Origin of the sequence: Mesorhizobium sp. B2-5-4, assembly GCF_006441095.1 — a bacterium.
Taxonomy (GTDB): domain Bacteria; phylum Pseudomonadota; class Alphaproteobacteria; order Rhizobiales; family Rhizobiaceae; genus Mesorhizobium; species Mesorhizobium salmacidum.
Genome location: NZ_VFUR01000014.1, coordinates 141,089 through 165,732, shown reverse-complemented (window position 1 = coordinate 165,732; position 24,644 = coordinate 141,089). Strand labels below are relative to the sequence as shown.

The 24,644-nt window shown below is 63.3% G+C and carries 34 protein-coding genes, 1 tRNA gene, 1 pseudogene and 1 riboswitch; of the genes and pseudogenes, 18 read left to right on the top strand and 18 right to left on the bottom strand.

From position 1 onward, the window contains the following. Window positions 1-222 precede the first annotated feature (222 nt). Window positions 223-349: pseudogene (locus FJ492_RS19080) on the bottom strand (spermidine/putrescine ABC transporter ATP-binding protein); the annotation flags it as partial. Window positions 350-661: 312 nt separating this feature from the next. Continuing rightward, window positions 662-826, bottom strand: a complete 165-nt coding sequence (locus tag FJ492_RS19075; RefSeq protein ID WP_023768317.1) for a DUF3309 family protein — start codon at window positions 824-826, stop codon at window positions 662-664. Between FJ492_RS19075 and FJ492_RS28790 the strand changes: the two genes are divergently transcribed. Next, window positions 801-1,031, top strand: a complete 231-nt coding sequence (locus FJ492_RS28790) for a hypothetical protein (protein WP_181166690.1) — start codon at window positions 801-803, stop codon at window positions 1,029-1,031. The two genes, FJ492_RS19075 and FJ492_RS28790, sit on opposite strands and share 26 nt — an antisense overlap. An 80-nt stretch (window positions 1,032-1,111) precedes the next feature. Here the strand turns inward: FJ492_RS28790 and FJ492_RS19070 are convergent, their stop codons facing one another. From FJ492_RS19070 to FJ492_RS19040, 7 genes are all read right to left on the bottom strand, one after another. Then, entirely contained in the window at window positions 1,112-1,747 is a 636-nt protein-coding gene (locus tag FJ492_RS19070) for an isoprenylcysteine carboxylmethyltransferase family protein (protein WP_245262035.1), read from the bottom strand. 242 nt (window positions 1,748-1,989) lie between these two features. After that, window positions 1,990-3,006 (bottom strand): ABC transporter substrate-binding protein, encoded by a 1,017-nt coding sequence (locus tag FJ492_RS19065; protein WP_140771535.1) that lies wholly within the window; start codon window positions 3,004-3,006, stop codon window positions 1,990-1,992. Continuing rightward, window positions 2,999-3,766, bottom strand: coding sequence for an ABC transporter ATP-binding protein (locus tag FJ492_RS19060; protein WP_140771533.1), 768 nt, complete (start codon window positions 3,764-3,766; stop codon window positions 2,999-3,001). The genes FJ492_RS19065 and FJ492_RS19060 overlap by 8 nt, the downstream gene beginning before the upstream one ends. After that, a complete protein-coding gene (locus FJ492_RS19055) occupies window positions 3,763-4,581 on the bottom strand; it encodes an ABC transporter permease (protein ID WP_181166685.1) in 819 nt (272 codons plus the stop codon). The genes FJ492_RS19060 and FJ492_RS19055 overlap by 4 nt, the downstream gene beginning before the upstream one ends. A gap of 43 nt (window positions 4,582-4,624) precedes the next feature. Next, window positions 4,625-5,233, bottom strand: a complete 609-nt coding sequence (locus tag FJ492_RS19050; RefSeq protein WP_140771531.1) for a YkoF family thiamine/hydroxymethylpyrimidine-binding protein — start codon at window positions 5,231-5,233, stop codon at window positions 4,625-4,627. Beyond that, window positions 5,224-5,337, bottom strand: a riboswitch (TPP riboswitch). Its footprint overlaps the gene before it by 10 nt. Window positions 5,338-5,623: 286 nt before the next feature. Then, window positions 5,624-6,142, bottom strand: a complete 519-nt coding sequence (gene msrA / locus FJ492_RS19045) for a peptide-methionine (S)-S-oxide reductase MsrA (RefSeq protein ID WP_140510680.1) — start codon at window positions 6,140-6,142, stop codon at window positions 5,624-5,626. Window positions 6,143-6,327: 185 nt separating this feature from the next. Beyond that, on the bottom strand, window positions 6,328-7,863 hold the full coding sequence (locus FJ492_RS19040) for a glycosyltransferase family 39 protein (protein WP_140771529.1): 1,536 nt from the start codon (window positions 7,861-7,863) through the stop codon (window positions 6,328-6,330). A 209-nt stretch (window positions 7,864-8,072) separates the two neighbouring features. Between FJ492_RS19040 and FJ492_RS19035 the strand changes: the two genes are divergently transcribed. Beyond that, window positions 8,073-8,780, top strand: coding sequence for a hypothetical protein (locus tag FJ492_RS19035; RefSeq protein WP_140510677.1), 708 nt, complete (start codon window positions 8,073-8,075; stop codon window positions 8,778-8,780). 179 nt (window positions 8,781-8,959) lie between these two features. On the opposite strand, the gene FJ492_RS19030 is transcribed toward FJ492_RS19035, so the two are convergent. Then, a complete protein-coding gene (locus FJ492_RS19030) occupies window positions 8,960-9,289 on the bottom strand; it encodes a hypothetical protein (RefSeq protein ID WP_140771527.1) in 330 nt (109 codons plus the stop codon). Then, window positions 9,282-9,686, bottom strand: a complete 405-nt coding sequence (locus FJ492_RS19025; RefSeq protein WP_140510674.1) for a hypothetical protein — start codon at window positions 9,684-9,686, stop codon at window positions 9,282-9,284. The genes FJ492_RS19030 and FJ492_RS19025 overlap by 8 nt, the downstream gene beginning before the upstream one ends. 484 nt (window positions 9,687-10,170) lie before the next feature. Here FJ492_RS19025 and FJ492_RS19020 point away from each other — a divergent pair, with 484 nt between their 5' ends. Then, complete coding sequence (locus FJ492_RS19020) at window positions 10,171-10,440, top strand: hypothetical protein (protein ID WP_140510672.1); 270 nt, start codon at window positions 10,171-10,173, stop codon at window positions 10,438-10,440. A 90-nt stretch (window positions 10,441-10,530) separates the two neighbouring features. Further along, window positions 10,531-10,836, top strand: a complete 306-nt coding sequence (locus FJ492_RS19015; RefSeq protein ID WP_127870393.1) for a hypothetical protein — start codon at window positions 10,531-10,533, stop codon at window positions 10,834-10,836. 236 nt (window positions 10,837-11,072) lie between these two features. Here FJ492_RS19015 and FJ492_RS19010 read toward each other — a convergent pair whose 3' ends face one another. Further along, window positions 11,073-11,501, bottom strand: a complete 429-nt coding sequence (locus FJ492_RS19010) for a DoxX family protein (protein ID WP_140713693.1) — start codon at window positions 11,499-11,501, stop codon at window positions 11,073-11,075. A gap of 656 nt (window positions 11,502-12,157) precedes the next feature. Here FJ492_RS19010 and FJ492_RS19000 point away from each other — a divergent pair. From FJ492_RS19000 to FJ492_RS18985, 4 genes are all read left to right on the top strand, one after another. Continuing rightward, on the top strand, window positions 12,158-12,337 hold the full coding sequence (locus FJ492_RS19000) for a DUF3606 domain-containing protein (RefSeq protein WP_013894490.1): 180 nt from the start codon (window positions 12,158-12,160) through the stop codon (window positions 12,335-12,337). Window positions 12,338-12,549: 212 nt separating this feature from the next. Next, complete coding sequence (locus FJ492_RS18995; RefSeq protein WP_140771525.1) at window positions 12,550-12,993, top strand: GFA family protein; 444 nt, start codon at window positions 12,550-12,552, stop codon at window positions 12,991-12,993. Between the two features lie 117 nt (window positions 12,994-13,110). Further along, complete coding sequence (locus FJ492_RS18990) at window positions 13,111-13,347, top strand: DUF982 domain-containing protein (RefSeq protein ID WP_140510667.1); 237 nt, start codon at window positions 13,111-13,113, stop codon at window positions 13,345-13,347. Between the two features lie 11 nt (window positions 13,348-13,358). Further along, on the top strand, window positions 13,359-13,604 hold the full coding sequence (locus FJ492_RS18985) for a DUF982 domain-containing protein (RefSeq protein WP_140510665.1): 246 nt from the start codon (window positions 13,359-13,361) through the stop codon (window positions 13,602-13,604). Between the two features lie 104 nt (window positions 13,605-13,708). Here FJ492_RS18985 and FJ492_RS18980 read toward each other — a convergent pair whose 3' ends face one another. Next, window positions 13,709-14,005 carry a hypothetical protein gene (locus tag FJ492_RS18980; protein ID WP_140752233.1) on the bottom strand — a complete coding sequence of 99 codons (297 nt, stop codon included), beginning with the start codon at window positions 14,003-14,005 and terminating at the stop codon, window positions 13,709-13,711. Window positions 14,006-14,131: 126 nt separating this feature from the next. Then, complete coding sequence (locus tag FJ492_RS28785; protein WP_181166683.1) at window positions 14,132-14,287, bottom strand: hypothetical protein; 156 nt, start codon at window positions 14,285-14,287, stop codon at window positions 14,132-14,134. A gap of 73 nt (window positions 14,288-14,360) precedes the next feature. On the opposite strand from FJ492_RS28785, the gene FJ492_RS18975 reads away from it, so the two are divergent. The 8 genes from FJ492_RS18975 (at window position 14,361) to FJ492_RS18940 (ending at window position 19,124) form a co-directional block, all read left to right on the top strand. Next, window positions 14,361-15,263, top strand: a complete 903-nt coding sequence (locus FJ492_RS18975; RefSeq protein ID WP_140752231.1) for an alpha/beta hydrolase — start codon at window positions 14,361-14,363, stop codon at window positions 15,261-15,263. Window positions 15,264-15,651: 388 nt separating this feature from the next. After that, complete coding sequence (locus FJ492_RS18970) at window positions 15,652-15,948, top strand: hypothetical protein (protein ID WP_140713702.1); 297 nt, start codon at window positions 15,652-15,654, stop codon at window positions 15,946-15,948. Window positions 15,949-15,983: 35 nt separating this feature from the next. Further along, window positions 15,984-16,057: transfer RNA gene (locus FJ492_RS18965), tRNA-Gln, on the top strand. Window positions 16,058-16,148: 91 nt separating this feature from the next. Beyond that, window positions 16,149-16,580, top strand: coding sequence for a GNAT family N-acetyltransferase (locus tag FJ492_RS18960; RefSeq protein ID WP_140510658.1), 432 nt, complete (start codon window positions 16,149-16,151; stop codon window positions 16,578-16,580). A gap of 1,106 nt (window positions 16,581-17,686) precedes the next feature. Beyond that, complete coding sequence (locus FJ492_RS18955; RefSeq protein ID WP_140771523.1) at window positions 17,687-17,932, top strand: hypothetical protein; 246 nt, start codon at window positions 17,687-17,689, stop codon at window positions 17,930-17,932. 167 nt (window positions 17,933-18,099) lie between these two features. Beyond that, window positions 18,100-18,390 carry a hypothetical protein gene (locus FJ492_RS18950; protein ID WP_140771521.1) on the top strand — a complete coding sequence of 97 codons (291 nt, stop codon included), beginning with the start codon at window positions 18,100-18,102 and terminating at the stop codon, window positions 18,388-18,390. 173 nt (window positions 18,391-18,563) lie between these two features. Next, a complete protein-coding gene (locus FJ492_RS18945; protein ID WP_140713710.1) occupies window positions 18,564-18,770 on the top strand; it encodes a hypothetical protein in 207 nt (68 codons plus the stop codon). Between the two features lie 108 nt (window positions 18,771-18,878). Further along, window positions 18,879-19,124 carry a DUF982 domain-containing protein gene (locus tag FJ492_RS18940; protein WP_140510650.1) on the top strand — a complete coding sequence of 82 codons (246 nt, stop codon included), beginning with the start codon at window positions 18,879-18,881 and terminating at the stop codon, window positions 19,122-19,124. A gap of 58 nt (window positions 19,125-19,182) precedes the next feature. On the opposite strand, the gene FJ492_RS18935 is transcribed toward FJ492_RS18940, so the two are convergent. Both FJ492_RS18935 and FJ492_RS18930 read right to left on the bottom strand, forming a co-directional pair. Beyond that, window positions 19,183-20,280 (bottom strand): PAS domain S-box protein, encoded by a 1,098-nt coding sequence (locus FJ492_RS18935; RefSeq protein WP_246676071.1) that lies wholly within the window; start codon window positions 20,278-20,280, stop codon window positions 19,183-19,185. A 92-nt stretch (window positions 20,281-20,372) separates the two neighbouring features. Then, window positions 20,373-20,612: a hypothetical protein gene (locus FJ492_RS18930; RefSeq protein WP_140771517.1), complete on the bottom strand. Its 240-nt coding sequence runs from the start codon at window positions 20,610-20,612 to the stop codon at window positions 20,373-20,375. 175 nt (window positions 20,613-20,787) lie between these two features. On the opposite strand from FJ492_RS18930, the gene FJ492_RS18925 reads away from it, so the two are divergent. Together FJ492_RS18925 and FJ492_RS18915 are read left to right on the top strand one after the other, a co-directional pair. Beyond that, window positions 20,788-21,186 (top strand): hypothetical protein, encoded by a 399-nt coding sequence (locus FJ492_RS18925; RefSeq protein WP_246676070.1) that lies wholly within the window; start codon window positions 20,788-20,790, stop codon window positions 21,184-21,186. Between the two features lie 554 nt (window positions 21,187-21,740). Further along, the gene (locus FJ492_RS18915) at window positions 21,741-22,742 is read left to right on the top strand and encodes an aldo/keto reductase (RefSeq protein WP_140510642.1); all 1,002 of its coding nucleotides are present in this window, start codon (window positions 21,741-21,743) and stop codon (window positions 22,740-22,742) included. Between the two features lie 54 nt (window positions 22,743-22,796). Here FJ492_RS18915 and FJ492_RS18910 read toward each other — a convergent pair whose 3' ends face one another. Together FJ492_RS18910 and FJ492_RS18905 are read right to left on the bottom strand one after the other, a co-directional pair. Further along, complete coding sequence (locus FJ492_RS18910; protein ID WP_140752219.1) at window positions 22,797-23,876, bottom strand: D-alanine--D-alanine ligase family protein; 1,080 nt, start codon at window positions 23,874-23,876, stop codon at window positions 22,797-22,799. Between the two features lie 23 nt (window positions 23,877-23,899). Beyond that, a complete protein-coding gene (locus tag FJ492_RS18905; protein WP_140713718.1) occupies window positions 23,900-24,517 on the bottom strand; it encodes a C39 family peptidase in 618 nt (205 codons plus the stop codon). Window positions 24,518-24,644 lie beyond the last annotated feature (127 nt).

The window sequence follows — 24,644 nt, the reverse complement described above, 5'->3', positions numbered from 1 at the left end:
AAGGCGGCCCGATCGCCTTTCAAAAAACGCCCATGCATCACGTGCGCCAAATATCGGCTCCCGTGCAAAGGCCTCCTCGTGGGGGGAGATGTCCGGCAGGACAGAGGGGGGCGCGAAGGAATGCCAACCGTCGCAGCTATAGACGCCCTGACTACCCCGCCGCGATCAGCACCGTGCTCTCCGGTGACCACCGCAGCACCACATCCTGCCCCTCCGCCAGCCTGTCAGCGCTTCTTCCTGGTCGTGGGTGACGAAGATGGTGGTGATGCCGATCTCGCGCTGGATGCGCTTCAATTCGATCTGCATGGAAGCGCAACGCCTTGTCGAGCGCGCCGAGCGGCTCGTCGAGAGCACGCGCAGCTATGTGAACTCTGTCAGCGATCGCCGCGGACGGACGCTTCACCGCAAGTGGCCCAGTATCACCCTGCGGCGAGCCAGCACTTCGAGGCAATCGCTTTGATGAAAAAGGAAAGCCCGCTCCGGGGACACCGGGCGGGCCTTGGAGGAGGATGAAAGGGTGGGACCTTCTCCTCTTGTTTCCACGGGGGTGTGGACCGCAATCACCATATGCGAGTCCCGCGGAATGCCGGATCACAAGCCGGCTTGCTTGCATCACAATCCGGTGCCCGGCGACGTGGCGATTGCCGCCGTGATCGAACTGCTAAATGCGTCCCAGAACGACAAGGATGATGACGATGAGCAACACAAGTCCGAGACCGCCACCACCATAATAACCGGTTCCGTAGAACGGGCCACCGCCGAGACCGCTGAAGCCGCCGAGCAGCGCGAGGATTAGAATAATGATCAGTATCGTTCCTAGACCCATGGCCTTCCCTGCTCCTGAATGCGCGCTTTCGCGCTGTTTCAACATCGCGCCATTTCGGATGTTGCAAGGTATGAACGTTTTAGGGGGGCTGGCGTTCCGCCGGACCATTGCAACTGCGGAACATTCAGCCCCGAAACGCAGAAAAGCCCGCCTGGACGGCGGGCTCGGACTGCTGACAACCCTGGCTTTTGCCGGGAATCTTTGATTCACTGGGCGATGTTGAGGCGACCCGCCCCTGAACAGCCCAAAAATGAGTTCGCCAACAGTGCCTTGGCGATCTTGCTCTCAGAATAGCCGATAGAACAGCCTGTAGTGCACGCGTTCCATGTAGGCGCGATACTCCGCCACGGTGGCCAACAAGGCCTCCTCGCGCAAGATGCGGTAAAGCTGGAGATAGGTAATTACCGCATAGACCGCGAGATTGTGGAAGGAAAAGGCCGACAGGAGGTAGAGCACATGGCCGGCGAGGTAACCGGCATAGATCGGATGCCGCACCAGCCGATAGGCACCGCCCGTCATCACACCGCGATTGGCGGGCAGGATCGCAAAAGAGCGCCCCAGCGAGATCTTACCCCAGATAACGAACAACAGTGCGATGAACTGCAACGGCGCGGCGACATAAAGGGGGATGAGTGCAATGCCTGGTTGGAGGGTGATCAACGCAACGCCAAAACTGGCTGACACCGAAACGATGACCGTCAGCGGATTCCAGTCACGCGTCACCGGACGCCGCGACAGAAGCAGCCAGGTGAAGGTGAGTATCTCGGAAATCGCCACCAGCGCGGCATTGAGCCGGGTCGGATCCTCGATAAGCTGATAGACGCCGCGATAGACGAACAGCCCCGCGCACACCAAGGCGCAGACACGAAAGAAACCTTCGCGCAGGTCGAGCAGAATCTCGCGCTTGCGCGCCGCGGACAAAAACCGGTTATCTGCTGCAGGCGAAAGTGTGTCGCTTTTTAACATGAGCAAGGCAAGCATCCCGATGATCCCTCGGGGCGACCCTCGCACGCAACCATTGCCGGGCCGTTAACCGAGAAGATCAGATCGGCATCAAACCGGATCGAAGGTGAGGGCCGCACCCGGGGTTTGTCGGGGCCGCAACCTTGGCGACATCCCGGCGTCCAGCATCGGACGATCCTTTCGCGGTTCCGCATTGATGCCTATCTGAGGTACACATTGCTGAAATATTTCGCAAAATCGGGACGTTGCGCGACGATCTTGCCATCGGCATCGTGCAGGATGCCGGCAGCAAGGAGATAGGAGCCGATCGCTTCCATCTTGGCCGGATCCATGATGCCGATGGTGCCGTCTTGCCCGCGCAGATAGTGCCCCTCGATCAGTGTCTTCAGCGAGGCGTGGATCAGCGCCGGATTGCTCAGGGCATCCTTGTTGGCGGCGATCAGCAGCGTGGCGGCTTCCTCTGGATGATCGACCGCGAACTGATAACCTCGCCGCGTTGCCTGGATGAAGGATGACGCCAGCTCGGGATTTGCCTGGAGATAGGCTTCGCTCGAAGAGATAAGCGTCGTGTGCTCGTCGGGGACGCCATAGTCGGCGTAGACGAAGCTGCGCTGCTTGACGCCCTTGAGTTCGGCTTCGACGCCCTCCCAGGTCGACACTTCAAGCGTGAAGTCGACCGAGCCGTTGGCCAGCGCCTCGTAGGCGGAAGTGCCGAGCGTCACCGTCTCGAAATCGCCCTTGCCGCCATCATGCCGGATGATGGTTGAAATCAGTGCGTTCTCCCAGGCACTGCCGAAGCCGCCATAGGTCAGGCCATCCAGATCCTTCGGACTTTTGATCTCGCTGCGCGCCGCATTGAACACCAGCCGGCCTGTCTCGGACTGCACGACGGCATAGACACCCTTCAAGTCGGCCCCAGCGGTCCTCTGGGTGAACAGGCTGATGGTGCCGTTGATGCCGAAATCGGCGACGCGGTTGGCGACAAGCGTACCGGCACCGGTATCGCTATAGGGCAGGATGTCGACCTCGAGGCCGGCCTCGGGATAAAAGCCCTTGTCGCGGGCGACGAACAGTCCGATGTGGTTGGTGTTGACCGTCCAGTCGAGCGCGACGGTGACCTTCCGCGTTGCCGCGAAGGAGCGGCTCGATCCGGTGATCAGCGGTACGCTGCCGGCAAGGGTGAGCAGCAGAGCTTGCCTGCGCGTCAAGTCAGTCATGGTCATGTCCTTTGGATGGCTGGAGGTTGAGCAGAATATCGAGGATTTCGGCCTCGAGTGCCCCGGCCTGCCGTGTGGCGGTGCTGGTCGGATCACGCGGGCGCGGCAGTGGCACCTTGATTTCGCGCACGACATGGGCCGGCCGCGCCGACAGCACATAGATGCGGTCGGACAGGAACACGGCTTCGCGCACATCATGGGTGATCAGCATCGCCGTCCAGCGATGATGCCGCCACATCTGTTCGAGCCAGCGCTGCATGGCCGCCCGGATCAGTGCATCGAGCGCGCCGAACGGCTCGTCGAGCAGCAACATGTCGCGTTCCTGCACGACAGTGCGCAGCAGCGCCGCGCGCTGGCGCATGCCGCCCGAAAGCTGCGCTGGAAAATGCCGCTCGAAGCCGGCAAGCCCGAACTCGGCAAACAGCGGCGCGACCCGCGTCCGTGCCGCCTTGCGGCTGACGCCTTGCACCTCGAGCCCCAGCGTCGTGTTGTCGAGGATGCGCCGCCACGGCATCAGCGCGTCGCGCTGCGGCATGAAGGCGAAATGCCTGCCGTGATCGTCGAGCGGCGCGCCGTCGAAGAACATCTCACCCTCGCCATGCTCGGCGCCGGTCAAAAGCTGGAACAGCGTCGACTTGCCGGCACCCGAAGGCCCAAGGATCGAGACGAATTCGCCGGCATCCACGCGCAGTGAAATGTCGGCGAGCACTTCGAGCCCGCCAAAGACCTTGCGCATATGCCGCAATTCGAGCCGGCTCATGCTTGCGGGCCTCTTCCGGCGGCTTGCCTGCCAGCGGCTTGTTCCCAGGGCATGGCCAGACGCTGCAGCAGCACCGTCAGCCCGAACAGGACGAGGGTGAGCGCGGCGCTGACGCCGACGGCGGCGAGCACCAGGTCGGGACGGAAATTGTTCTTGGCGTTGAGCATGTAGATGCCCAGCCCTTTGGCCGCGCCCGCATATTCGGCGAAGATGGCGCCGACGACGGCGTAGGTGATGGAGATCCTGAGGCCCGCGAAGAAATACGGCAGCGCCGAAGGCAACCGTGCCAGCATGAAGACCCGCCAGCGCCCTGCTCCCATGGCGCGCAGCATCTGGCCAATCTCAACCTCGGTCGCCTCGTAGCCCTGTACGAGGGCCACCAGCATCGGGAAGAAGGTGACCAGCGCCACCAGCATGATCTTGGGCGTCAGCCCGAAACCGAACCAAAGCACCACCAATGGCGCAATGGCGACCAGCGGCAAAGTCTGGCTGACGATAAACACGGGAAACAGCGCGCGCCGCAAAGGCTGGAAGAAGTCGACCAGCATCGACAGCGCGAAGGCGGCGCTGAGCGAACAGGCAAAACCGATCAGCGTGGCGCGCATGGTGGGAATGGCATTGTCGAGCAGCGCGTCACGATTGAGCATCGCCTGTTCGAAGACGCGCGAGGGCGCCGGCAGAACCGTCGGCTTGATGCCGGAATGGTTTGCGTAGAGTTCCCAGGCCACGAGCACCAGACCGATCGTTATCACGGCCGGCGCTGCCTGGGCGAAGAAGCCCACGAGTTGACGCGGGTTGAATGACGATGAAACCACGAGAGGATAACCTTGACGGCGCGCGCGCTTCGGCGCGAGCGGTTCAGACGGCAGTGGGACTGTTGGCCGAAACCGTGACGTCGAGGGTTACGTGGCCGGCGCCTGGCCCGAAGCGGCAGAACGCTTCATCGAGCGCCGAGAAGATCGCGCCGGCATCGCCGCGCAGCTTGGTGCAGAAATTCTTGGAGCGATCGTAGACGCCGGACTGCTTCAGGAAATCGATGCAGCCATGGATCTCGTCCATGTGGTCGTCCGTGCCCATCACATAGAGCGAGAACTGCGCCGCCGCTGGCTGGCCAGTGGCGGGCGCGCAGCGCACGGCGGTGATGGCCGCTTGCTTGCGTGGTCCGAGTGGCCCGGCGGGTCCGCCGAACGTGTTGGAGCGGCAGATTGGATCGTCCGGCTCCCCTGGACAGCCACGCGAAATGGTGGCCGACAGCACGCAATGCTTGCCGCTGCCGGACGCAGCCACGAAAAGGTCGCGCAGCGCCGGGAACAACACCTCGGGGGGCCCGACCAGCAGGGTCGAGATGTCGTCGGTCTCGATCCTGAGCTTGTCGCGGTACGGATCGAGCGCGCCGAGCGCGCCCAGGATGACGCCGACAAAATCGTCGGCCATTGGATATAGGGAAACCTGTGCGCCTGAAAACATCGCCCGCCTCGCTCCGCTGGTATTACCCAGATCAGCTTCTAGGGTCTGTGGGCTTGCCGCCCCCGTCTCAGCCCCGACCGTACGGAGCACCCCTGTGGATGGCGGCGTTAAAGCACCATTCGATCGGTTGGGGAAGCTGTTTTTTCAGCAAGCTGCACCAAAAGCATTGCGCCAGCGCAGACGCAACCGGGTGCCCCGGCTCGGAAATTTGTCTGGAACCTTCGCAATGCCGAGGGGTTGTTCACCAGACGCAATCGCAGGAAAAGTGTGAAGCGGTTTCTGGCCGGACTTGCGTCAAAACAAAGAGATAGAGCGGTCAGTTGCTTCCGCGAAGCCCGTGAACCGCTCTGGCGTTGAATTTATAGAAATTCTGCCCGCCGCCAAAAAAACTTATGAAACTGCCTTTTCGCGAACCGGCAGTTTCCAGCCTGGCCTGATGAAATGGCAGGTGTAGCCGTTGGGATATTTCTCCAGATAATCCTGGTGCTCGGGCTCGGCCTCCCAGAACGCACCGACCGGCGCGAGCTCGGTGACAACCTTGCCGGGCCACAGGCCGGAGGCATCGACATCGGCGATGGCGTCCTCCGCCACACGCTTCTGCTCCTCGCTGGTGTAGTAGATTGCCGAGCGATAGCTCATGCCGACATCGTTGCCCTGGCGGTTGCGCGTCGTCGGATCGTGGATCTGGAAGAAGAATTCCAGAAGCTGGCGGAAGCTGATTTTCGCCGGATCGAAGGTGATCTCGATGGCTTCGGCATGCGTGCCATGATTGCGATAGGTGGCGTTCGGCACGTCGCCGCCGCTGTAGCCGACACGGGTGGCGAGGACGCCCGGGAAGCGCCGGATCAGATCCTGCATGCCCCAGAAGCAGCCACCGGCAAGCACTGCACGTTCGCTCGAAGTCGCCATGTAACGTCTCCTCAAGGCAATCCCAGGAAAAGTGTAGCGGCTTTCCCCGGGGAATTGCGCGACAACAAATATGGATATCCCCATAAATGGGCATTGTCGCCCGGTTCGTCCAGTCAGACGAGCGGCCATTCGGTCATACCGGTGGAAGGCGCCCCCTAACGAACCGGCGCATGACACTGCCCGCCTTAGACGCGCGGATGCCGGGTCCGGCTGCTGGCGGCAACCGGCAGATATCGCGTACCAGGCGGAATGGCGGCAAAACTGATCGCTACCGGCGGCGCCTCGCGCGACCAGTTGAAAAGAACCGTCTTGACCGGGATGTTGTCCAACCATGCCCGCAACTGTGGCGGCACGCCATGACCCCGCCAAATCATCAGCATGCCATGGTCGCGCAACCGCTGCCTCGTGATCCAGGGTGCGAACCGCATATCGAGGTCGGTGAAGATCGACGGCTTGTCATCGGCATTGAGGCCCGCCAGCATAGCAAGATTGGTGTCGCCACCGACGATGTCGAGCTGGCCGGGCGCCGCCGCGTGCCAGATTGCCTCGGCCTCGTCCGAGATCGGCTGCGCCGGCCAGCAGACGGCGTCCATGCGCCCGCGCACATTGCAGTCCGTCCAGCGGATTGCCGCATATGCGCCCGACATGGTGACGATGCAGATGAAGGCGCAGATCGCTAGCTTTCGCATCTCGACGGCGGCGAGCCGGTGACCGAGAAAGGCCAGCGCGACCACACCGACAAGATTGTACATCGGCGCGCTCCAGGCCTCGCCGGTGCCGGTGAACAGCGAGGCGACCATGACTAGCGCCGCGGGCCCAAGCCCCATCCATATGAGATAGACGAGGGTGCCGCGCTCGACCGGCTCTTGCGGGGCTGGTGAGCGCCGCAAGAGCCCTGATAGCGCCAACACCAGGAGAAAGCCGGAAAACCCGGCGATCTGGACGCCGATATAGTAGAGGCGCGCACGGTGTTCGGTCACCCAAGCGTCGCGGCCGGCGAAATAGGTCAGCGGCAGGAAATCCATGCGGTAAAGTGCGACGGCCAGCGGCGCGGCGACCGCGAGAAAAACGGCCAGGCCAAGCCATGGCCAGGGTGTCGCCAGCCGGCTGCGCGCGCGCGGCTCGTACAGCAGCCAGAGGCCGCCGAAGGCAAGCAGCAGTCCGGTAGAGAACTTGGCGTAGAGCCCGACGCCGGACACCAGTCCGAGCGCCAGCCACCAGCCTGGCCCGCCGGCGCGGCCGGCGCGCCACAACAGCCAGCAGATCGCGGCCCAGAACGGCATCTGCGCATAGTCGTGATTGAATTGCGGCGTCGGCCAGCCGAAGAAATATATCGATGGCATCAAAAGCACGGCAGCCAGCGCGCGGCGTTGTCCGAGCATGTCGCGGGCCAGCAGATAGACCAGGACGAAGGTGGCCGAGATCGTCAGCTGAGCGAGCAGATATTGCGGCCAGCGGAACGATCCGGTCAGAAGATGGCTGGTCTCGAGCAGCCAGCCGGGCAGTTGCGGATGCTTGTAGGTTAAAAGCACCCATTCGCGGCCCCACATGAAGCCTTCCACGACATCACCGGGCGGAGCGGGATTGATGAGTGTTGGCACCACCGTCCAGCACAGGGTCTGCGCCAGGCACAAAAGCGCCAGCAAACCCCAGGGGTGCCGAAGCAGGACGGACCAGACCGACGCTGAGTCCAGCCCCGCGGCAGGCAGCCCTGCTGGCATCCAACGATCGATGGAGTCGTCAATTCCCGCCATGCGGCGCTTAGACCACATCGCCTGGTTTGCCGAACAGCCCCAACATCAAAGCTCACAAAAAAGTATGCTTTCAGGTCATTGCAAGACCAAGATTGAGCGGGATCTACGGTCTCTTACTGCCGTCGCCGGGCAGAACAGCCCGCACACTGATCCCACTTGAACATCCCGGATACTCGATGCGTCACCAGCATGCCGTCATCCACCACCGCGCGCTCGACTTCTGGCTGGCGCGCGCGGCGGTCCTTGTCATCATCTGCCTGCAGCTTCTGGTCATCAACGATCTTTCGTTCGGCCCCCGCTGGCTGGCGCCGGCGCTGGAGGCCGCCCTGCTCGTACCCCTGTCCGTAGCCACCGCCTGGACGCAGGTCGCCACCCAGAAAGCGGTCGAGGAGGAGCACTGGTATCTGGTTGGCCGGTTTCGCGTCATGATCCGCAGGACGGCCCTGGTGATGACCGGCCTCGTCAGCGTCATGAATTGCGGCTCTCTGGCGCTTCTGGTGCGTGCCTTGCTGGCCGGCCATGCCGGCTCCAGCGGCCAAACGCTGCTGGTCGACGCGCTCAACATCTGGGTCACCAACGTTATCGTCTTTGCCTTGTGGTTCTGGAGCACCGACCGGGGCGGGCCGCCGACCTGCGGCCTCGTCACACGCGCCCATGCCGATTTCCTATTTCCGCAAATGACCCTGAGCGACCGCGAGATCCGCGACTGGCTGCCGGGCTTCGTCGACTATTTCTTCCTCGCCTTCACCAATGCGACGGCGTTTTCGCCAACCGACACATTGCCGCTCTCCCAACGCGCCAAGCTGCTGATGATGGCCGAGGCGATGATCTCGCTGCTGACGATCGCGCTTGTCGCGGCCCGCGCGGTCAACATCCTGGCCTAAGGCACGTCCCCAAGCCCGCCGGGCACCGGGAGAACGGCAGGCATGAAGATGAAGACCTGAGCGCGCGTCGCCTCGATCCATTCAAACGCGCCTTGGGCAGGAGCCACAAACGCAAAAAGCCCGCCTTGGCGCGAGCCAAGGCGGGCTTTGGCTCGATCGAGCCGCGGAAGAGGCCCGGGTCATTCCTCCCCCGCTGGCCTGAACTTCCGCACGATCACCTCGAACAATATATCCGAGAGCGTGTCCAGTTGGTTGATGGCGACATCGATGTCCTTGGGCAGTACCGAAAGCACGATCTTGAGATACTGGTCCGGCTTGTCGGCTCGCACCTCGGCCAGGACACCGGCGCCATGGATGCGAAAATCGGCCCGCACGGCGGCGAGAAAATCGGCGCCCAGTGACTTCTTCGTCCGCTTCGGGCGGGGCGTCTTCGCGGCTGCCGGGCTGGCGGCGGGCTTGCGCTTTGCCGACCTTGCCTTTGCGCGCGACGGCCCGGTTTCGTCAGTCATGGATCTGCGCCACGGCATTGGTATCACCGGCGGCAGCCTCCGGCAGCGCCTGCTTGGCCCGCCTGGCCGGCTTTTTCGAGCGGGCGGATTTCTTCCTGGCCCGCTTGGCACCCTTCTGCCTTGCCGTGCTGGCCGGTTTTGCCGCGCTTGCAGGTTTTGCAGCATTGGCTCGCGCCTTGAGTCTGGCCATGACAAGACCGACAGCGCGGCTGTCTGTGCCTGCTTGCGGAAAACAGAAACCGCCCGCCGCCTCCCGCACCATGCCGATCAGCACGTCGGGCGCAACCGCCTCGACACGGCCGAGGCGCGCCCGAGGCGCCGCGCCCTCGAATTGGCCGATGGCGCTGACGACCTCAAGGCCGTCGTCGCCGGTGATGATGGTGGCGTAACGTGTCATGGGATTTCTCGCATCTCGCGGAGGTAGCGCTCTACGGCACCCCCCTCTGTCCTGCCGGACATCTCCCCGTCTTAGGGGGAGATTGGCAGGTTGGACGCCTCGCCCAGTCTTGGAGCGCAGGCGGTTGGCGAAGGTCGCGATTGTATCTGATCTCCCCCCAAGAGGGGGAGATGGCCGGCAGGCCAGAGGGGGCGCTGTCCCGCCAGCATCCAAATTTGCAACCGCAGTAGCGTCCCTAGGCATGGCGGCAGAAACACAAAACCCGCCTTGGCGGCGGGTCGTTGGCGCAAATCAGCACCATGGACAAATTTATAGCATGGCTGCCCTCACCCGGTCAACGGCTTCTAGGAAAAAATTCACATTTGACCGAGAGAGCATGACGCCAGCCCAGACATTCATCCGGCTTTTCATCAGCCGGCTCCTGTGAAATCATCAGCGGCAGCTCATGGAATGATTCCCGTCGCACGGCCTTGTGGAGAGGACGATGGACAGACCAGCCATGGCATCCGTCTTCAGGATGCGGCACGCTCCGGCCACGGTTTCCGGTGTGCGCAGCACTGGCCAGGGCCAGGCCGATCCGATCATCCGGGTGCACTCGCTTGGCGAAGCGATCCGCTTCGTCGCCGGCGCTTACCCCAACTACGACATCGGCACCGTCGCCATAGACTGCGGCGACCCTTCGATCCCGCGCCTCGGCAGCCTGGAGGTCAGGGCGCTGTGGCGCGAATATGGCGAGCGCCTGACGGAGGAGTAGACGCATGTCGCCAAAAGGCCGCGGCGCTTCTCCACGTCGGATCGGAAATGCCGCTCGCGCGTTTGGAACCCAGCCACTGGAGCAATCGCCATGAACGTCGCCAATCTGCAACTCGAGGGCCTGCTGATGGCCGTCGCCTCGATCAACCACGTCCTCGTCAAAAAGGGGGTGCTCACATCGGAGGAGATCGACATCGCGCTACGCAAGGCCGAGGCCTCGGAAACCGGCGAGGAGCGGTCAGGAGGCATGTCGGCGTCGAGCCGCGACGCCGTCAACTTCCCGATCCGGCTGCTGGAACTTGCCAACCAGTGCCAGCCGGAGGCGGACATGCCGTCCTTTTCGAAGCTGGCCCGCATGGTCGGCCAGATGAAGGAGCCTTATAACGACCAGATGTGAGGGCTCCTCGCGCCCCGGTCGGGTCCTACGCCCTGCCCCGGGCGGGCCCCTAGGCCCTGCCCCGGGCGGGCCGCTAGGCCCTGCCCCGGGCGGGCGTCATGCCCTGCCCCGGGCGGGCCGCTAGGCCCTGCCCCGGGCGGGCGTCATGCCCTGCCCCGGGCGGGCGTCATGCCCTGCCCCGGGCGGGCGTCATGCCCTGCCCCGGGCGGGCGTCATCCCCTGCCCCGGGCGGGCCGCTAGGCCCTGCCCGGCCATCCCAGGTTCAGCGCCAGGATTCTTCCCGGTCCATGGACCGCCGCGAAAAGCAGTCCGGCCAGGAACGAAAAATGGTCGACGAAGAAGCCGAATTCGGCCTGGTTGCCGGCCCAGTGGCTGGGTCCGTGGAAGGCCAAGGCCAGGAACAGCACATAGGCGGCGGCGACCAGCGCGGCCTGGGTGAAGAAGGCACCGCTGAGGAAACACAGCACCAGCGCAACCTCCAGGATCGCCGCGCACCATGCGAGGAAGAGCGGGAACGGGAAACCGGCGGCCGCGATATAGCCCGCCGTGGCCTCCATGCCCATGAACTTGAAGGTCACCGCCATCAGGAAGACGGCCGCGAAGATCAGGCGGGCGACGAGAAGGGCCGCGGTCTGCCACGGCGATTGTGTGATTTGCGACGGCATGGTTGTATTCCTCCAGTTTCATCAGCCCCAAGGACGCACCGCCGCGCGCGGATCCGACATCAGCCAGCGATTTTTCTCTCCGACTTCGGTTTGACGGCTGATGTACGGCACCCCTCGAAGGGGAAGCAAGCAGGCCCAAGGCGCCGATTGCCGGCCGCCGCGACACGCGCCAGGCGTTCACGAACAATTAACGATCCTGAAACTTGTCCGTAACCGGCAACATGATATGTTAGCTATGGCTAATGCATGGCGTGTTCCGTGCAGTAATCTTGGGTGGGTCGAGTTTTGGGCGCAAACGTCAGGTTGGGGACGAAGTCCTATCTGGTCCGGTCGCCGGTCCTGGAGTGCGATGGCTGCGGCGGCACCGGACAGGTTTTCCAGTGCCCGCGTTGGGCGAGTTCAAACGGCCTTTGCTGTCCCGCCGGCACGCATTCCCGCGGCTGCCCCGGCGCCAGCGCGCCCTGCGCCGAATGCGGGGCGCCCGACAGCCGTGGCGCCGGCCCCGGCCGCTCCATCGGCCTGAACCGGGGCCGGCGGTAAGTGCCCGCCGGTCACCGCCATCCGCCATGGAACCAGCATGGCCGATCCGTGTTATGTCTGACCGCGACATCTAGACGTCCGCGCGACCATGCGGCTTACAGAAAGTGAGGCCCGCCATGCCCGACGACAAATCGAAGACCAAACAGGACCGCAAGCTGGTCTCGAGCGAGGACACTTATGAGGTCGCCGCCTTCGCGCGCAAATACGGCATTCCACAGAGCGAGGCGCAGACCATCATCAAGCGCTACGGCCCCTCGCGCAAGAAGCTCGACAACCACATGGCGGCGCGAGGATAGAAGAAGGCGCGAGGCGGCAACCATTTCGCCTGCGTCGCGTTGGAGGATGCTGCGGGCCGCGTCAACCGGGCCCGGCGGTACGGTGAACAGGATGTCTTTTTCCCGGTTTCTCATCCTGGCCAACGAAATGGCAGACGAGCATCTGTCCCGCCCGGCCCGCGGTATGCCAAACTGACGAAACCAGACTGGCGAAAAAGGGAGGGGCCGCAACCATGTCCGAGATAACCCGCAGGACCGGCAGCTGCCTGTGCGGCGGCGTGCAGTTCGTCGTCACCGGCCAGCCGTCGCGGGTCGGCCTTTGCCACTGCAAGGACTGCCGCAAGGCGGGCGGTTCGATCTATTCGGCCTTTGCCATCTGGCCGCGCGATGCTTTCGAGACATCGGGCCAAGTGGCCAGCTACGGCACACGCAGCTTTTGCCCGACCTGCGGCAGCCGCGTCGCCTGGGTCGACGACAACGAGGCCGAGGTGATGCTCGGCAGCCTCGACATCGCACCCACGGACCTGGCACCGCAATATGAATTGTGGACCGGCCGGCGCGAAACCTGGCTGCATGCCTTGCCCGGCGCCGAGCAGTTCGAGCATGACCGGCCGCGGGCGCTGGGCGCGGATCTGCCCGCGCCCAGGCCATTGTCGGACGCCGTCGCGCGCGACTGAAAGCAAGATTGAAAATTGATCGTCGGGCCCGGAACCCTCCCCTGTCGGTCACGTTATCCGCCGCTTCCTCGGTGCATGTCGGCTTCTGCTCACATGCACCATTCATGGAGACGACCGTTGAACGACAAGATGTTTCCCCGACCGATCCGCCTCAAATTCGCCCCTGAGCGGGAGCGCGTGGTGCGCAGCGCCTGGGAAGGGCTGGAGTGCCTTGGCGATTGGCCGGCCGGCCAAGGCCGGCGCTACCGGGCGGCACTGCGCAGCTGCCGCGATGCCCTGGATGGCTGGGCGCCGCCGGAAAAAGCGATGCGGGCGATGATCGACGCCGCGCGCGAAGCGCGCATCCTCCAATAGCGGGAATAAAAATGGCGTATTTGATGCTGTCGACACCGCTGCGGGTCAAGCCGCATGGGTCGGACACGATCCGTGACGTGGCCACGCTCCAGGACGCCAGTGAAATCCTGATCGACTGGCCACAAGCCAAGCGCGGCCCTTTCTACCAAGCCGCGCGCGAAAAGATCGAGTCGGCGCTGCAAAACAATGAAGGCGTGGCACAGGCGCAGGAGGCCTTCACCGCGCTGTGCGATCACGCCGGCCTTCTGGTCAGGTAAGTCAAGAAAAGTCCAAAAAAGCAGGCGAACCCGCCTCCATTGTCTGGAACCAGTGGCGATCTGCGAGGTTCCGCTGCCTCGATGATGATGTCGCCTGACCAGTTCTACTGCTTCGGCGGCTGGGGCGGCACTTCGCCCGGCTTGATTATCGGCGTCTTGCCTTCGTCGGGCGCCGGCGCGGCCATGCCCTGGTCGCCGGTGGGCGGCGGCTTCAGCACGCCGCCGCAATCGTTGAGCTTTTCGCTGAGGTCGCCGCCGCCGGGCTGCTGCTTGCCGCCCTGGTCCGTTTGCGCCCGGCATTTGTCGGTTTGCTGGTTCGGTATCTGTTGATCCGCCTGTGCCGCTGCCGGCACCGCCAGGGCCAGCATCGCGGCGCATGACGCAATGGCGAGAGGTTTCATCTCGGCCTCCTTCGTTGAATGGCCGCCCGCGGCGGCCTTCCCTTCATGGAGACAACGCCCGTCGGCCCAAAAGGTTGGCCCCAAGGGTTGGCCCACAGCGTTGGCCCCAAGGGTTGGAAAAAAGGTTTATTCGCGGAACCGGCCCGTTGGAGCCGGAGCGGCTTTCTTGTCGGCCTCTTTCGCAAGGCCAGCCTTGGGTTCGAGCCGGTGCGCAAGCACCAGCACGATCAGCTCGATCAGCGTGGCGCCCGGCTTTGCCCGGGACCACTTGTCGCGGCGCAAAGAGCCGGTGCTTGCGCGAAAGGCGCTGCAACCAACCCCGTCCTCCAGTCGTTGCCTGTGCCGGAGGCCAGCTATGTTCGAGCACTTCCAAGCCATGGACGTCGACATCGGGGACGCCGGCATTTTCGTGCGCCGCGCCGGCGCCGGGCCGGCGGTGCTTTTGCTGCACGGCTTTCCGCAAACCCATCTGATGTGGCGCGATATTGCGCCGGTGCTTGCCGAGCATTTCACCGTCATATGCGCCGACCTGCGCGGCTATGGCCGCAGCGCCTGCCCGCCGTCGACCGCCGATCATGCGCCCTATGCCAAGCGGGCCATGGCATCGGACATGGTGGCGATGATGGCCAAACTCGGCTTTACCTCTTTCATGGTCGCGGGCCATGACCGCGGCGGGCGTGTCGCCTACCGTCTGGCGCTCGACCATCCCGACCGCGTCGAAAAACTCGCCGTGCTCGACATCGTGCCCACGGCCGACGCCTGGGACAGGGCCGATGCCCGGCTGGCCCTCGGCTACTGGCCGTGGTCCTTGCTGGCGCAGCCCGAACCCTTGCCGGAAAAGATCCTGGCGGGCACCGCCGACGCCATCGTTGACAATGCGCTGGGCGGCTGGGGTTCGCCGCCCGATGTCTTTCCAGCCGGCATCCGCCAGGCCTATGTCGATGCCTTGCGCGAACCCGCCCACATCCACGCGATCTGCGAGGAATACCGGGCGGCGGCAACGCTCGACCGCGACCACGACCGGGCGGACAAAGCCGCCGGCCGGCGCATCGCCTGCCCGTTGCTGGCATTGTGGAGCGGGCAAGGCGCGCTCGCCGAATGGTATGCCGGCGAAGGCGGGCCGCTAGCGCTATGGCGGAACTGGGCCGATGACGTGCGGGGCCGCGCGATGTCAGGCGGACATTTCTTCCCCGAGGAAGCGCCCGGGCAAACGGCTGGCGCGCTGATCGATTTCTTCGGCGCGGCTGGCGCCGGTTAGCCACCCGCCAGGGGCGCCTCGGATCAGCCGGCCGATTCCTCCGACGTATCGTCGTCTTCGGGTCTATCGGGCCGGAGAGGATCGGGCATGCGCGGACACTCCTCGAAACCATGGTCGCGGCCGCCGCAGAAGGAACAGCACATCGCCGGACGGCCCTCGTTTCCGGGCCGCCATTGCGGTGTTTCGTAGGGCTTCCTGCCGTCCATGCCCAGCAATGCGCAACGCCTGATTTGGTTGCGCGGGGGCCCGCGCCGCGCCCGAACGCGCGCGCCGCACAGCCTGTCGCGGAACCAACGGACACGAAAGGGGTTGTGTGCGACAATGCAAGCGGCCGTTCCAGTGCGAATCCGGACCGGTCGCCAATTTTGTCAAACCAAAGAGAACCGTCATGTCCGCTCGCGTTCTGACCCTGTTGACGGCCATCGGCGCCGTGCTCGCGACGACCGGTCTGGTCGATGCCCGCCCCGACAGCCGCTCCATGGGCTGCGGCGAGATCCGGGCCATGATCCAGAGCCATCGCGCCGTGGTGCTGACCACCGGCCGCAACACCTATGACCGCTATGTCAGGCAGTTCGGCAATGAGTGCGACTGGCCTGAAGTGCCGATGTCGGCCTATGTGCCGTCCCGCGATGGCCACTGCCCGGTCTATCGTTGCGAAGAGCCGGTCAATAATTTCCCGAATTGACCGCAAGCTGCCTGGGCGCCATAACGTCCAGCCTTTCCCGCTTCGTCTAATGGTAGGACAGCGCCCTTTGAAGGCGTGAATCGTGGTTCGAGCCCATGAGCGGGAACCAACAATTTACTTGGCGCCGGGTCGCCACATTTCTTACTGAAACGCAGAGGACATAAGGCGCCACTTATTGGTAAGCCATGGGAACAACGGTTATGGCCAATCTAACAATTCTACCCGTTTCCATTGCCTCTGACCTGGGAGCCCTCGCCCTGGAAGTCCGGCGCAAAGTGTTCATTGTCGAGCAGAACGTGCCCGAGACGGTGGAACGGGATGCCTATGACGCGGAGGCCACTCACGTCGTCGCCATCGACGGAGGCGATGTCGTCGGCACGCTGCGGATTGTCTTTCTGACCGAACATGCCAAGTTCGGCCGCGTCGCCGTGCTACGCCAGGCAAGGGGCAATGGCATCGCCATGCGGATGATGCAGGCGGGGATGCAGATAGCGCGGTCACGTGGCGAGAACCGCTTCTACCTCACGTCCCAGACCGACAAGACCGCGCTTTACGAAAAGCTGGGCTTCGTCGCATGTGGCGACGAGTTCGAGGAAGCCGGCATCCCGCACCGAGCGATGAAGAACTATTAACAGGGGCTGGCAAACCCTGCCGGAGAGCGGTCTCCTGCCGCCCGGCGGTCCTACGCCCTTCGAAGCGCAAGGATGTCTCGTTTCATTCGGATGCTTCGCATCTATTGCAGGAAGCACCCCTCTAAGGAACCAGCCGCGCCAGAACAGCGGTCGATGATGCACCACCGATCGGCTGACCCCTTAGTTCGTTCGGATGCTTTGTGCGAGTTGCCTTAAAGAGCGCATAAACTCTTAGCCGGCGAGACGACGCGGCCCCCCGCTAATCTCGTCGGTTAGGCTCGGCGTCCTCCCAGGCAACTCTCCTTCTTGGATGCCGAGCCGGCATGCGCTTTGCCACGCCGGCGTGCGAGCATTCAAGACTGAGATCGAGGGCTAAAGCTTCCGCAAGCTGCGCGCAGTTCGCCGGACACCGTACGCAACAATGTTCCACGCGGCTCCCGAATTTAGGACGCTATGCTCAAGCTCTACCGGAGCCCGCCCGAGCTATCACGGCCAAAGGCCGATCCACCGGGGGAGGCGATCATCACCATGGGTGGGAAAGCTTACAAGTGGCGGCTGACGCCCGATTAACGGATCGTTGACCGCGCTGTCCTATTCTGAGACAGCGCGGTCAGATCCCACCGGACTGCGCAGGCGGCTTCGGCAACTAGCCCCGCCCGCTTTTGTCGGAGCCGCCACCACACGCTGGAATAAATACCAGTAATGGTTGAATCAACCGTTACTGAAGTTGTTAAAAAGCTCATGGCCAAGTCGTAATTCAGCCGAGGCACGTCTTCCAGTCGCTCTTTAGCACTTGCTAATGATTGTCTAGTCTCTCTCCCGCAACGGAAGCATTCTCTGCTTCGGGGAGTGGAGGGCTTGGGAAGAAGCCATCGTATAGAGGTGCTGATCACCGCGTGCCGGAGCACGCGAGCGTGCGGCGCCGAAGGTCATGCCGCTCCCGATCCTCTCGCATCAATTTGGACACAATCCGGGACAGGTAAAGAACGGCCGTGATCCTTCCGGGCAGGAGGAAGGTGGCTTCAGCCCAGGACCCCGCTCGCGATTGACGGCCAGTTAACGTTACGTTAACTTTAAATTAGCCAACTCTAAAATAGGAGATCCTCATGAAGATCGCCTTCGTTTGCCTGGCGCTTGTCCTCGCCGGGTCGAGTGTCGCTGCGGCGCATGGGAAAAAGGCAACAGTCACTGCTGCCAAGGCATGTGCTTGTCTGTCGATCAAGGCGGCAGTGGCGGCAAAATTGGACTGCAGTGCAACGGGAACCGCCACAGCAACCCAGACTGACGCAGCGAATGCCAAGCCGCACCTTGGGTACGAAAACGCTTGGACGATACCCTCGTTCGGCCTTTAACGTTCCCAGCATTTCCTCTACCCGAAGGCCCGGCGACCGAGGCGCTGGGCCGTTGTAAAACGTGAGTGCACTATCAGACCTCGTGCTTGACTCTAGCAATCGCGGCGCGCTGGGCCCGCATGAAACCTCGCGGCCTGTTGCGCGTTGTCGGCCAACAGGAGAATTCCATGGATCCGGGAACCGTGGCAGTGATGGTGATGCTTTCATGCAGCGCATCGCTCTGCAGGCCTACGGAGTCGCGCCCGGTCGTCTATTCATCGATGGAGGAATGCCAAGCGGCACTTGAAGCCAGACTGGCACCGTGGCCGAACGGCGAAATGGTCGGCCGATGCAAGCAGGTCGACCAGACGGCGACTGGCTCGATTCCTCCGGAAGGCTATGCCGCGGTTCAAGTCACGCGGGGAACCGGCAGCGATGCGGTCACCACCAACTATTTCGTGCCGAGAGCCCGCAACTAGAAGCCCGCCAGCAACGACAAGTCCGGATGCCGAAGCCGCCGGGCCGCGACCAACGTCGCCAGTTGGCGAACGGGTAGACATCGGCGGGCTCTCGGTTTTGACCCGGCCCTCCTGAAACCATTTCAGGGACCCGGCGTTAACGACCGGCATGGCCAGACAAAGGAGACATTTCCATGACCGTCAACTGCCGCATATCCATCGACAACCGGCCTGACGCCACCAACGCCATTTTCCAGGCTGTGCCGCGGATTGGCGAGAGCGTTTCCCTGCCGGTCGACGGAAGCCCACAGGATCTCAGGGTCTCGCGCGTCGTGCATGTTCCCAACGGCGGACTGGAAGGCGCCGCGATTGTCGTCGAGGTGACGACCAACATCCTCTAGGCATCGTTTCGCCGGGAGATGCCGGAGAGTTCACGCTACAGTGATCGGCGGCAACGAAACCTCGCGCGGCCAAACACGTTCCATACCTGCAACAGGGTCCAGGTTCCAATGCAAACCGCGTGGTTCTCCAAGCCCGTCGTGGTTTCGGTCGGCGTTACCGGAGCCACCCGCAACCTGTCCAACACACAACAGGCCATCGAGTTGCTGACGACACATTGGCGCGATGCCGGCAGCCTGAAACACCAGTCCGCGCTGCGCGCCTGCCGCCGCGCAACGAGCGGCGACGTGCCGCCCGACGTCGCCAGGGAGGCTTTTGTCGAGGCCGCGCGCGAGGCGCATATCCTGGTCGAGTAGGTCGAGCACGGATTGTGGGCCACGGATTTTGGGCGGCATTCCGGACCGGCGGATTGCCCTAGATGCCGGCACCCGGCGAATCGCCGTCAGCCTCGCTACCGATCGGCGCCACGACGATGGACGCCAAGGGCGCGCTCAGCCGCCATTTGAAATAGCCGGGCGACCGCTCCAGAATGGCGGAACCGCCCAGCGATTGCGGCGCCACCCGCTGCAGCACAACGGTGCCGAACCCCTTGCGCGTGGTCTGGTCCCGCCGGTCGCCGGGATGCGGCGTCGACGTCTCCTCCCAGGTCAAGTGAAATTCACGCTCGCCCACGGAGCCGGGGTTCTGCGTCCCGGAGTCGATTGTCCAGGTGATCTCCACCCGGCCGCCCTCGCTGCCCAGCGCGCCATATTTGGACGAGTTCGTGCCCAGTTCGTGGAAGGCCATGCCGAGGTTCTGTACCGCGTTCGACTGCAGCGTCAGGACCGGGCCGGAGAGCAGGATCTGCTCCTCGAGACCGAAGGGCTTGAGATGCTCCTGGATCAGGTCGAACAGGCTCGCCCCCGCCCATTCCGAGGTGACGAGCAGATCGTGCGACCGCGACAGCGCCATGATGCGGGCGCGGATCAACTCCTCGAACTCGCCTGGATGGGTCGAGCGCTTGCTGGTCTCCCTGACCATCGACAGGATGACCGCGAACTGGTTCTTGACGCGATGGTTGACCTCCCGCATCAGCAGCCTGATGCGGCGCTCGCTCTCCTTGGCGGCGGAGATATCGCGGGCGATTTGCGAGGCGCCGATGATCCCACCATTGCTGTTCTTGATCGGCGAAATCGTTAGCGAGACGGAAATCGGCACGCCATCCTTGCGCTTGCGCATCGTCTCAAAGCTCGCCACCCTGTCGCCGCTGCGAATCTTGCTGATGATCTCGATTTCCTCGTTCTTGAGGTGATCGGGGATTAGCATGAGAATGGATTGGCCGATCGCCTCCTCGGCGGTATAGCCGAACATGCGTTCCGCCGCCTGGTTCCAGCTTTGGATGATGCTGTTCAGGTCCTTGCTGATGATGGCATCGAAAGAGGAATCGACAATTGCCGCGAGCCGGGCATCGGCGGTCGCGAGCCGGGCATCGGCGGTCGCCCCCTGTCTGTCGCTGCCGTCGACGTCGTTCATCGCCACCCGCAATTGCATCTTCCCCCAATCAGATAAGGCGCAAACGGATCAAGGCAATCGCCGGCGCGAGGATGGATAGGCCTTAACGCATTTCACTCCGTCTGTTCCGGCGGCGTCTTGCCATCGCCATTGGGCCTGAGCACGCCGAATTCCTGCGACTTGGCGCCCATCTCGGCGGTCAGGAACCCGTCGGAGGCAAGGCCACGGCGCAGCAATTCGCGCACCGCAGCCGAACGGCTGGGCATGCGCTTGTCGAAACGCCAGTTTTCCAGCGCTGCCAGTTCGTCCTGTGTCAACATGACCTGCAATCGTTCCGGGCGTTCCAGTTCCATGTGCGTTTCCCCGCGTAAGATTTGCTGAGTTAGTAACTGTCTCATTCCACTTACAGTTAGGAATTCGCTCATCTTGCGTCAAGCGTGGCTAATGCGCGAATGCAGCATTGTACCAATGATGATCATCGAACGCAGGTTGCGCGTTCGTGTAACTCTACTAACTAGCTGATTTTATTTGTCAATTTTTCATTTTTTGACTTGTCAGGCCGCGGTATCGGGCGCATCTTGCCGCCTTGAGGAAACCAACTCGCTTTGGGAGGTTTCGATGCGATACGATTATTCCGCACAGCTGCGTGAAGACGTCTATTCGATCGTCTGCGCAGTGTTCAGGACCGTTGGCATCATCGAACTGTCGGCAGTTGCGGAAAGGATCAGGCTCAGGAACCTGGCCGAGAATGTCGCCCTCGAGGACATTGAACATCTGGTCATGCAGGCTGCTCAACTGCATGGCGCGCCGATCGAATTCGACACTTTGAGCAACGGATTGGCGCCGTCTGGAAACGGGCATGTCGAGAACGGCGATGAGAGTGCGACAGTCCATCTCGGTCTTCAACGATCAGGCTTGATGCAATAGTCAAAGCCCGAGGCGCGACAGATCCATGTGCCATGGAACGAGTCTAGCCTTCGGAAATTACTGCATCGCCCGATAAAGGAGGATGTAGTGAAGGCCCTGCGCAGTCTGCTTGCCGAACTGTCTGCCAACTGGCTCCAGCGCCGCAAGACGAAAAAACCAGTCGCCGGAAATCCTGTCAAACCCGTTTCCCGCGTTGCCCGCCAGACCGCGAGAACGCGACCGGAACACAAGCCAAAGCCGCCCTCCTCCCGTGACGTCGCTTCAAATAGGTGAGCACAGTGCGCTTACCGCCAGACCTGGGCTGAGCGGTCTGCTGGCAACCACACCCAAATCGGAATGAAGCCCGACTATCTTCGAAGCCCTGGACCCAGATGTCCTTTCGCACATTCGCTGCAGCGTGACGCGCGATCAGCCTGTAGCTTGACGGCGAAGCCGGCGCGTACAGCGTCATGCCCGATGCTATCCATCGAGACCGTGCCGAACACCCTGTGGGAATTGAGCGAGCGCCTTATATAATCCGGGTCATCTCCTTCCTTCCCTCTCGGAGCTCCACCATGACCCTCAACACACGCAAGCTCGGCAGCCAGGGGCTGCAAGTCTCGGCCATTGGTCTCGGCTGTATGGGCATGAGCCAGTCCTACGGCCCGGCTGACGAGGCCGAATCCGTCGCCACGCTGCACCGCGCCATCGAACTCGGCTGCACGTTCCTCGACACCGCCGAGGTCTATGGCCCGTACACCAACGAGGCCCTGCTCGGCCGGGCGTTGAAGGGCAAGCGCGACAAGGTGACCATCGCCACCAAGTTCGGCTTCCGCATCGAAAACGGTAAACAGGTGGGAGTCGATAGCCGGCCCGGGCATATCCGCGAGGTCGTGGAAGCCTCGCTCGGCCGTCTCGCCACCGATCATATCGACCTGCTCTACCAGCACCGCGTCGACCCTGCGGTGCCGCTGGAGGACGTCGCGGGCGCTGTCGGCGAGCTGGTCGCGCAAGGCAAGGTGCGGTTCTTCGGCCTGTCGGAGGCAGGTGCCGCCAACATCCGCCGGGCGCATGCCGTTCACCCGGTGTCGGCGTTGCAGAGCGAATATTCGCTCTGGGAGCGCAATCTGGAGCCGGAGATCATCCCGCTTCTCGGGCAACTCGGCATTGGCCTGGTGCCGTTCTCGCCACTCGGCCGCGGTTTTCTCACTGGCGAGGTCAAGCGCGCGGAGGACTACGCCGAGGGCGATTACCGCCGCAACGACCCGCGCTACCAGGGCGAAAACTACGACGCCAATGTCGACGCGGCGGCCAAGGTGCGCGACATCGCCACAGCCCGGGGCGTCAAGCCCGGCCAGATCGCGCTGGCCTGGCTGCTGGAGAAGGGCAACGGCTTTGGCGTCGACATCGTGCCCATCCCCGGCACCAAGCGGATCAGATATTTGGAGGAAAACGTCGCCGCCGCATCATTGAAACTCGACGCCGCCGAAATGGCCGCGCTCGACGATGCCCTGGCGCCGGGAAAAATCTCCGGCCCGCGCTACACCGAGCGCGGCATGGCGATGGTCGATCGGTAGGCGCTCGGAGCGCAAACGGGATCATCCTGGCTTGTATCTCGATCGGCGAAGACTTTAGACTGTGCGCACCGCATGCCTTGCCAGCGCGTGCTCGATCAGCGCGTCGATGACCTCGCTGTAGCCGATGCCGATCGCCGCCAGCGCCTTGGCGTACATCGAGATGTCGGTGAAGCCGGGCAGCGTGTTGACCTCGTTGACCAGCAGGGAGCCGTCGGCACGCAGGAAGAAGTCGACGCGCGCCAGGGCCTCGCAGCCGAGCGCCTTGAAGGCTTGCCCCGCCATGTTCCTCGCTCTGTCGGCGACTGCGGCGGGAATATCGGCGGGCACTTTGACCACCGCGCCGTCGGCGTCGAGATATTTGGCCTCGTAGGTGTAGAAGCCATGCTTGCCGGCCGGGATGATCTCGCCTGGCAGCGACACCGTGAGCGAGCCGTCTGCCCGTTGCAGCACCGAGCACTCGATCTCGCGGCCTTCGACGAACTCCTCGATCAACGCCTTGCCGTCATAGCGGAAAGTGGTTTCGATGGCTGCTTCGAAGCCATCCCTGTCGTTTACCTTGCTCACTCCGAAGGACGAGCCCTGGCGCGCCGGCTTAGCGAAGAAAGGCAGCCCGAGCGCCCCGGCGGTTTCCTGGAACGAACCGACATCGCCTCTAAGCACGGTGACCGAGCGGGCGACGGCAAGGCCGGCCTCGCGCAGCAGCCGCTTGGCGACGTCCTTGTCCATGGCGGCGGCCGAGGCGAGGATGCCGCAGCCGACATAGGCGACATCGGCAACCTCGGCATAGCCCTGCACCGAGCCGTCCTCGCCGAACGGACCGTGCAGCACGGGAAAAACGACATCGACCGGCGGCAGGTCAGCTTCCTTGTGCGACGCTAAGATCAGCCGGCCCTTGCCGCCGGGCAGCAGAGCGACTTCCACGCCGTCCTCCGACACTGGAGCCCCTGCCCCTTCGCCGAAGGCCTCGGACGCCGGCTGCAGCAGCCATCTGCCGTCCCTGGATATGCCGATCGGCACCACCTCGTACCGGGTCCGGTCGATCGCCTTCAGCACATTGGCCGCCGACAGCCGCGACACCTCGTGCTCGGCCGAGCGACCGCCATAGAGGATGGCAACCCTGATCTTTCCGGTCATCGAAATCCCTCAACTGTCAAAAATCAAATGCTGACGGCAATGCCGCGATTGGCGAAGAAACGATCGAAATCGGTGGGCGCCAACACTGCGTCCGCCTGTGTGGCGCTGGTATGGCCGGATGGGTTGTGGAAGCGAAAACCATCGTCCGACGCCGCCGTGACCAGCACCAGATGACCGCCCTTCGACGGCGGCTCGCGCTCCGGCCAGCGGATCGAACTGCTGACCGAAGCGATGAAGAAGCGCGACCGGGCGAGGATCCCTGGGACGTCCGCTGCCGCGACATCGGTCATCACCTCGGCCTCGAGGCCGAATTCCTGCTTCACGAAAGTGACGAAGGGCGCGTAGATCAGGCCCTTGATCGAGCCTTCATTGACGACATAGCCGCCATATCCGGTGCACCGCCTTGCCAGCTCGATCGTCGGCACGATCTGGCCGCGCGTCGCCAGGATCATCTTGAGGCAAGCCATGCCACAGACATTGGCGGCCCAGACCGCGTATTCGTCGAGCGTGGCGGCACCCGATCCCTGCCACAGCGGATCCTGCCGCAACGCGGCTTCGGCGCCATCGGCGAGCACCGCCAGCGTCATGTCGGGCGTCTCCCACTGACTGAAAAACGGCACGGCTTCAGGCAATGGACTCATGTGGACTCCTCGGGCAGGTGAAAGCCGCTCGGACACCCCGAATTTCCCGGTGCGTCCGCGGCGTCTACTCAACCTTCGTCCAGCCGAACACCAGCCAGGCTATTTCGATTTTTCATCGGGTTCGGCG

Excerpts from the sequence above, each read along its gene's own strand:
- FJ492_RS19040 (WP_140771529.1), bottom strand. The coding sequence starts at position 7,863 with ATGCCAGCAGGGCTGCCTGCCGCGGGGCTGGACTCAGCGTCGGTCTGG.
- FJ492_RS19075 (WP_023768317.1), bottom strand. The coding sequence starts at position 826 with ATGGGTCTAGGAACGATACTGATCATTATTCTAATCCTCGCGCTGCTC.
- FJ492_RS18940 (WP_140510650.1), top strand. The coding sequence starts at position 18,879 with ATGCAAACCGCGTGGTTCTCCAAGCCCGTCGTGGTTTCGGTCGGCGTT.
- FJ492_RS19060 (WP_140771533.1), bottom strand. The coding sequence starts at position 3,766 with ATGAGCCGGCTCGAATTGCGGCATATGCGCAAGGTCTTTGGCGGGCTC.
- FJ492_RS18995 (WP_140771525.1), top strand. The coding sequence starts at position 12,550 with ATGTCCGAGATAACCCGCAGGACCGGCAGCTGCCTGTGCGGCGGCGTG.
- msrA (WP_140510680.1), bottom strand. The coding sequence starts at position 6,142 with ATGGCGACTTCGAGCGAACGTGCAGTGCTTGCCGGTGGCTGCTTCTGG.
- FJ492_RS19035 (WP_140510677.1), top strand. The coding sequence starts at position 8,073 with ATGCGTCACCAGCATGCCGTCATCCACCACCGCGCGCTCGACTTCTGG.
- FJ492_RS19065 (WP_140771535.1), bottom strand. The coding sequence starts at position 3,006 with ATGACTGACTTGACGCGCAGGCAAGCTCTGCTGCTCACCCTTGCCGGC.
- FJ492_RS18905 (WP_140713718.1), bottom strand. The coding sequence starts at position 24,517 with ATGAGTCCATTGCCTGAAGCCGTGCCGTTTTTCAGTCAGTGGGAGACG.
- FJ492_RS19030 (WP_140771527.1), bottom strand. The coding sequence starts at position 9,289 with ATGACTGACGAAACCGGGCCGTCGCGCGCAAAGGCAAGGTCGGCAAAG.
- FJ492_RS18930 (WP_140771517.1), bottom strand. The coding sequence starts at position 20,612 with ATGGAACTGGAACGCCCGGAACGATTGCAGGTCATGTTGACACAGGAC.
- FJ492_RS18935 (WP_246676071.1), bottom strand. The coding sequence starts at position 20,280 with ATGAACGACGTCGACGGCAGCGACAGACAGGGGGCGACCGCCGATGCC.
- FJ492_RS18960 (WP_140510658.1), top strand. The coding sequence starts at position 16,149 with ATGGCCAATCTAACAATTCTACCCGTTTCCATTGCCTCTGACCTGGGA.
- FJ492_RS18910 (WP_140752219.1), bottom strand. The coding sequence starts at position 23,876 with ATGACCGGAAAGATCAGGGTTGCCATCCTCTATGGCGGTCGCTCGGCC.
- FJ492_RS18945 (WP_140713710.1), top strand. The coding sequence starts at position 18,564 with ATGACCGTCAACTGCCGCATATCCATCGACAACCGGCCTGACGCCACC.
- FJ492_RS19015 (WP_127870393.1), top strand. The coding sequence starts at position 10,531 with ATGAACGTCGCCAATCTGCAACTCGAGGGCCTGCTGATGGCCGTCGCC.
- FJ492_RS18970 (WP_140713702.1), top strand. The coding sequence starts at position 15,652 with ATGTCCGCTCGCGTTCTGACCCTGTTGACGGCCATCGGCGCCGTGCTC.
- FJ492_RS19000 (WP_013894490.1), top strand. The coding sequence starts at position 12,158 with ATGCCCGACGACAAATCGAAGACCAAACAGGACCGCAAGCTGGTCTCG.
- FJ492_RS18950 (WP_140771521.1), top strand. The coding sequence starts at position 18,100 with ATGGATCCGGGAACCGTGGCAGTGATGGTGATGCTTTCATGCAGCGCA.
- FJ492_RS18985 (WP_140510665.1), top strand. The coding sequence starts at position 13,359 with ATGGCGTATTTGATGCTGTCGACACCGCTGCGGGTCAAGCCGCATGGG.
- FJ492_RS18975 (WP_140752231.1), top strand. The coding sequence starts at position 14,361 with ATGTTCGAGCACTTCCAAGCCATGGACGTCGACATCGGGGACGCCGGC.
- FJ492_RS19020 (WP_140510672.1), top strand. The coding sequence starts at position 10,171 with ATGGACAGACCAGCCATGGCATCCGTCTTCAGGATGCGGCACGCTCCG.
- FJ492_RS19050 (WP_140771531.1), bottom strand. The coding sequence starts at position 5,233 with ATGTTTTCAGGCGCACAGGTTTCCCTATATCCAATGGCCGACGATTTT.
- FJ492_RS19025 (WP_140510674.1), bottom strand. The coding sequence starts at position 9,686 with ATGACACGTTACGCCACCATCATCACCGGCGACGACGGCCTTGAGGTC.
- FJ492_RS18955 (WP_140771523.1), top strand. The coding sequence starts at position 17,687 with ATGAAGATCGCCTTCGTTTGCCTGGCGCTTGTCCTCGCCGGGTCGAGT.
- FJ492_RS18915 (WP_140510642.1), top strand. The coding sequence starts at position 21,741 with ATGACCCTCAACACACGCAAGCTCGGCAGCCAGGGGCTGCAAGTCTCG.
- FJ492_RS28790 (WP_181166690.1), top strand. The coding sequence starts at position 801 with ATGATCAGTATCGTTCCTAGACCCATGGCCTTCCCTGCTCCTGAATGC.
- FJ492_RS19010 (WP_140713693.1), bottom strand. The coding sequence starts at position 11,501 with ATGCCGTCGCAAATCACACAATCGCCGTGGCAGACCGCGGCCCTTCTC.
- FJ492_RS18980 (WP_140752233.1), bottom strand. The coding sequence starts at position 14,005 with ATGAAACCTCTCGCCATTGCGTCATGCGCCGCGATGCTGGCCCTGGCG.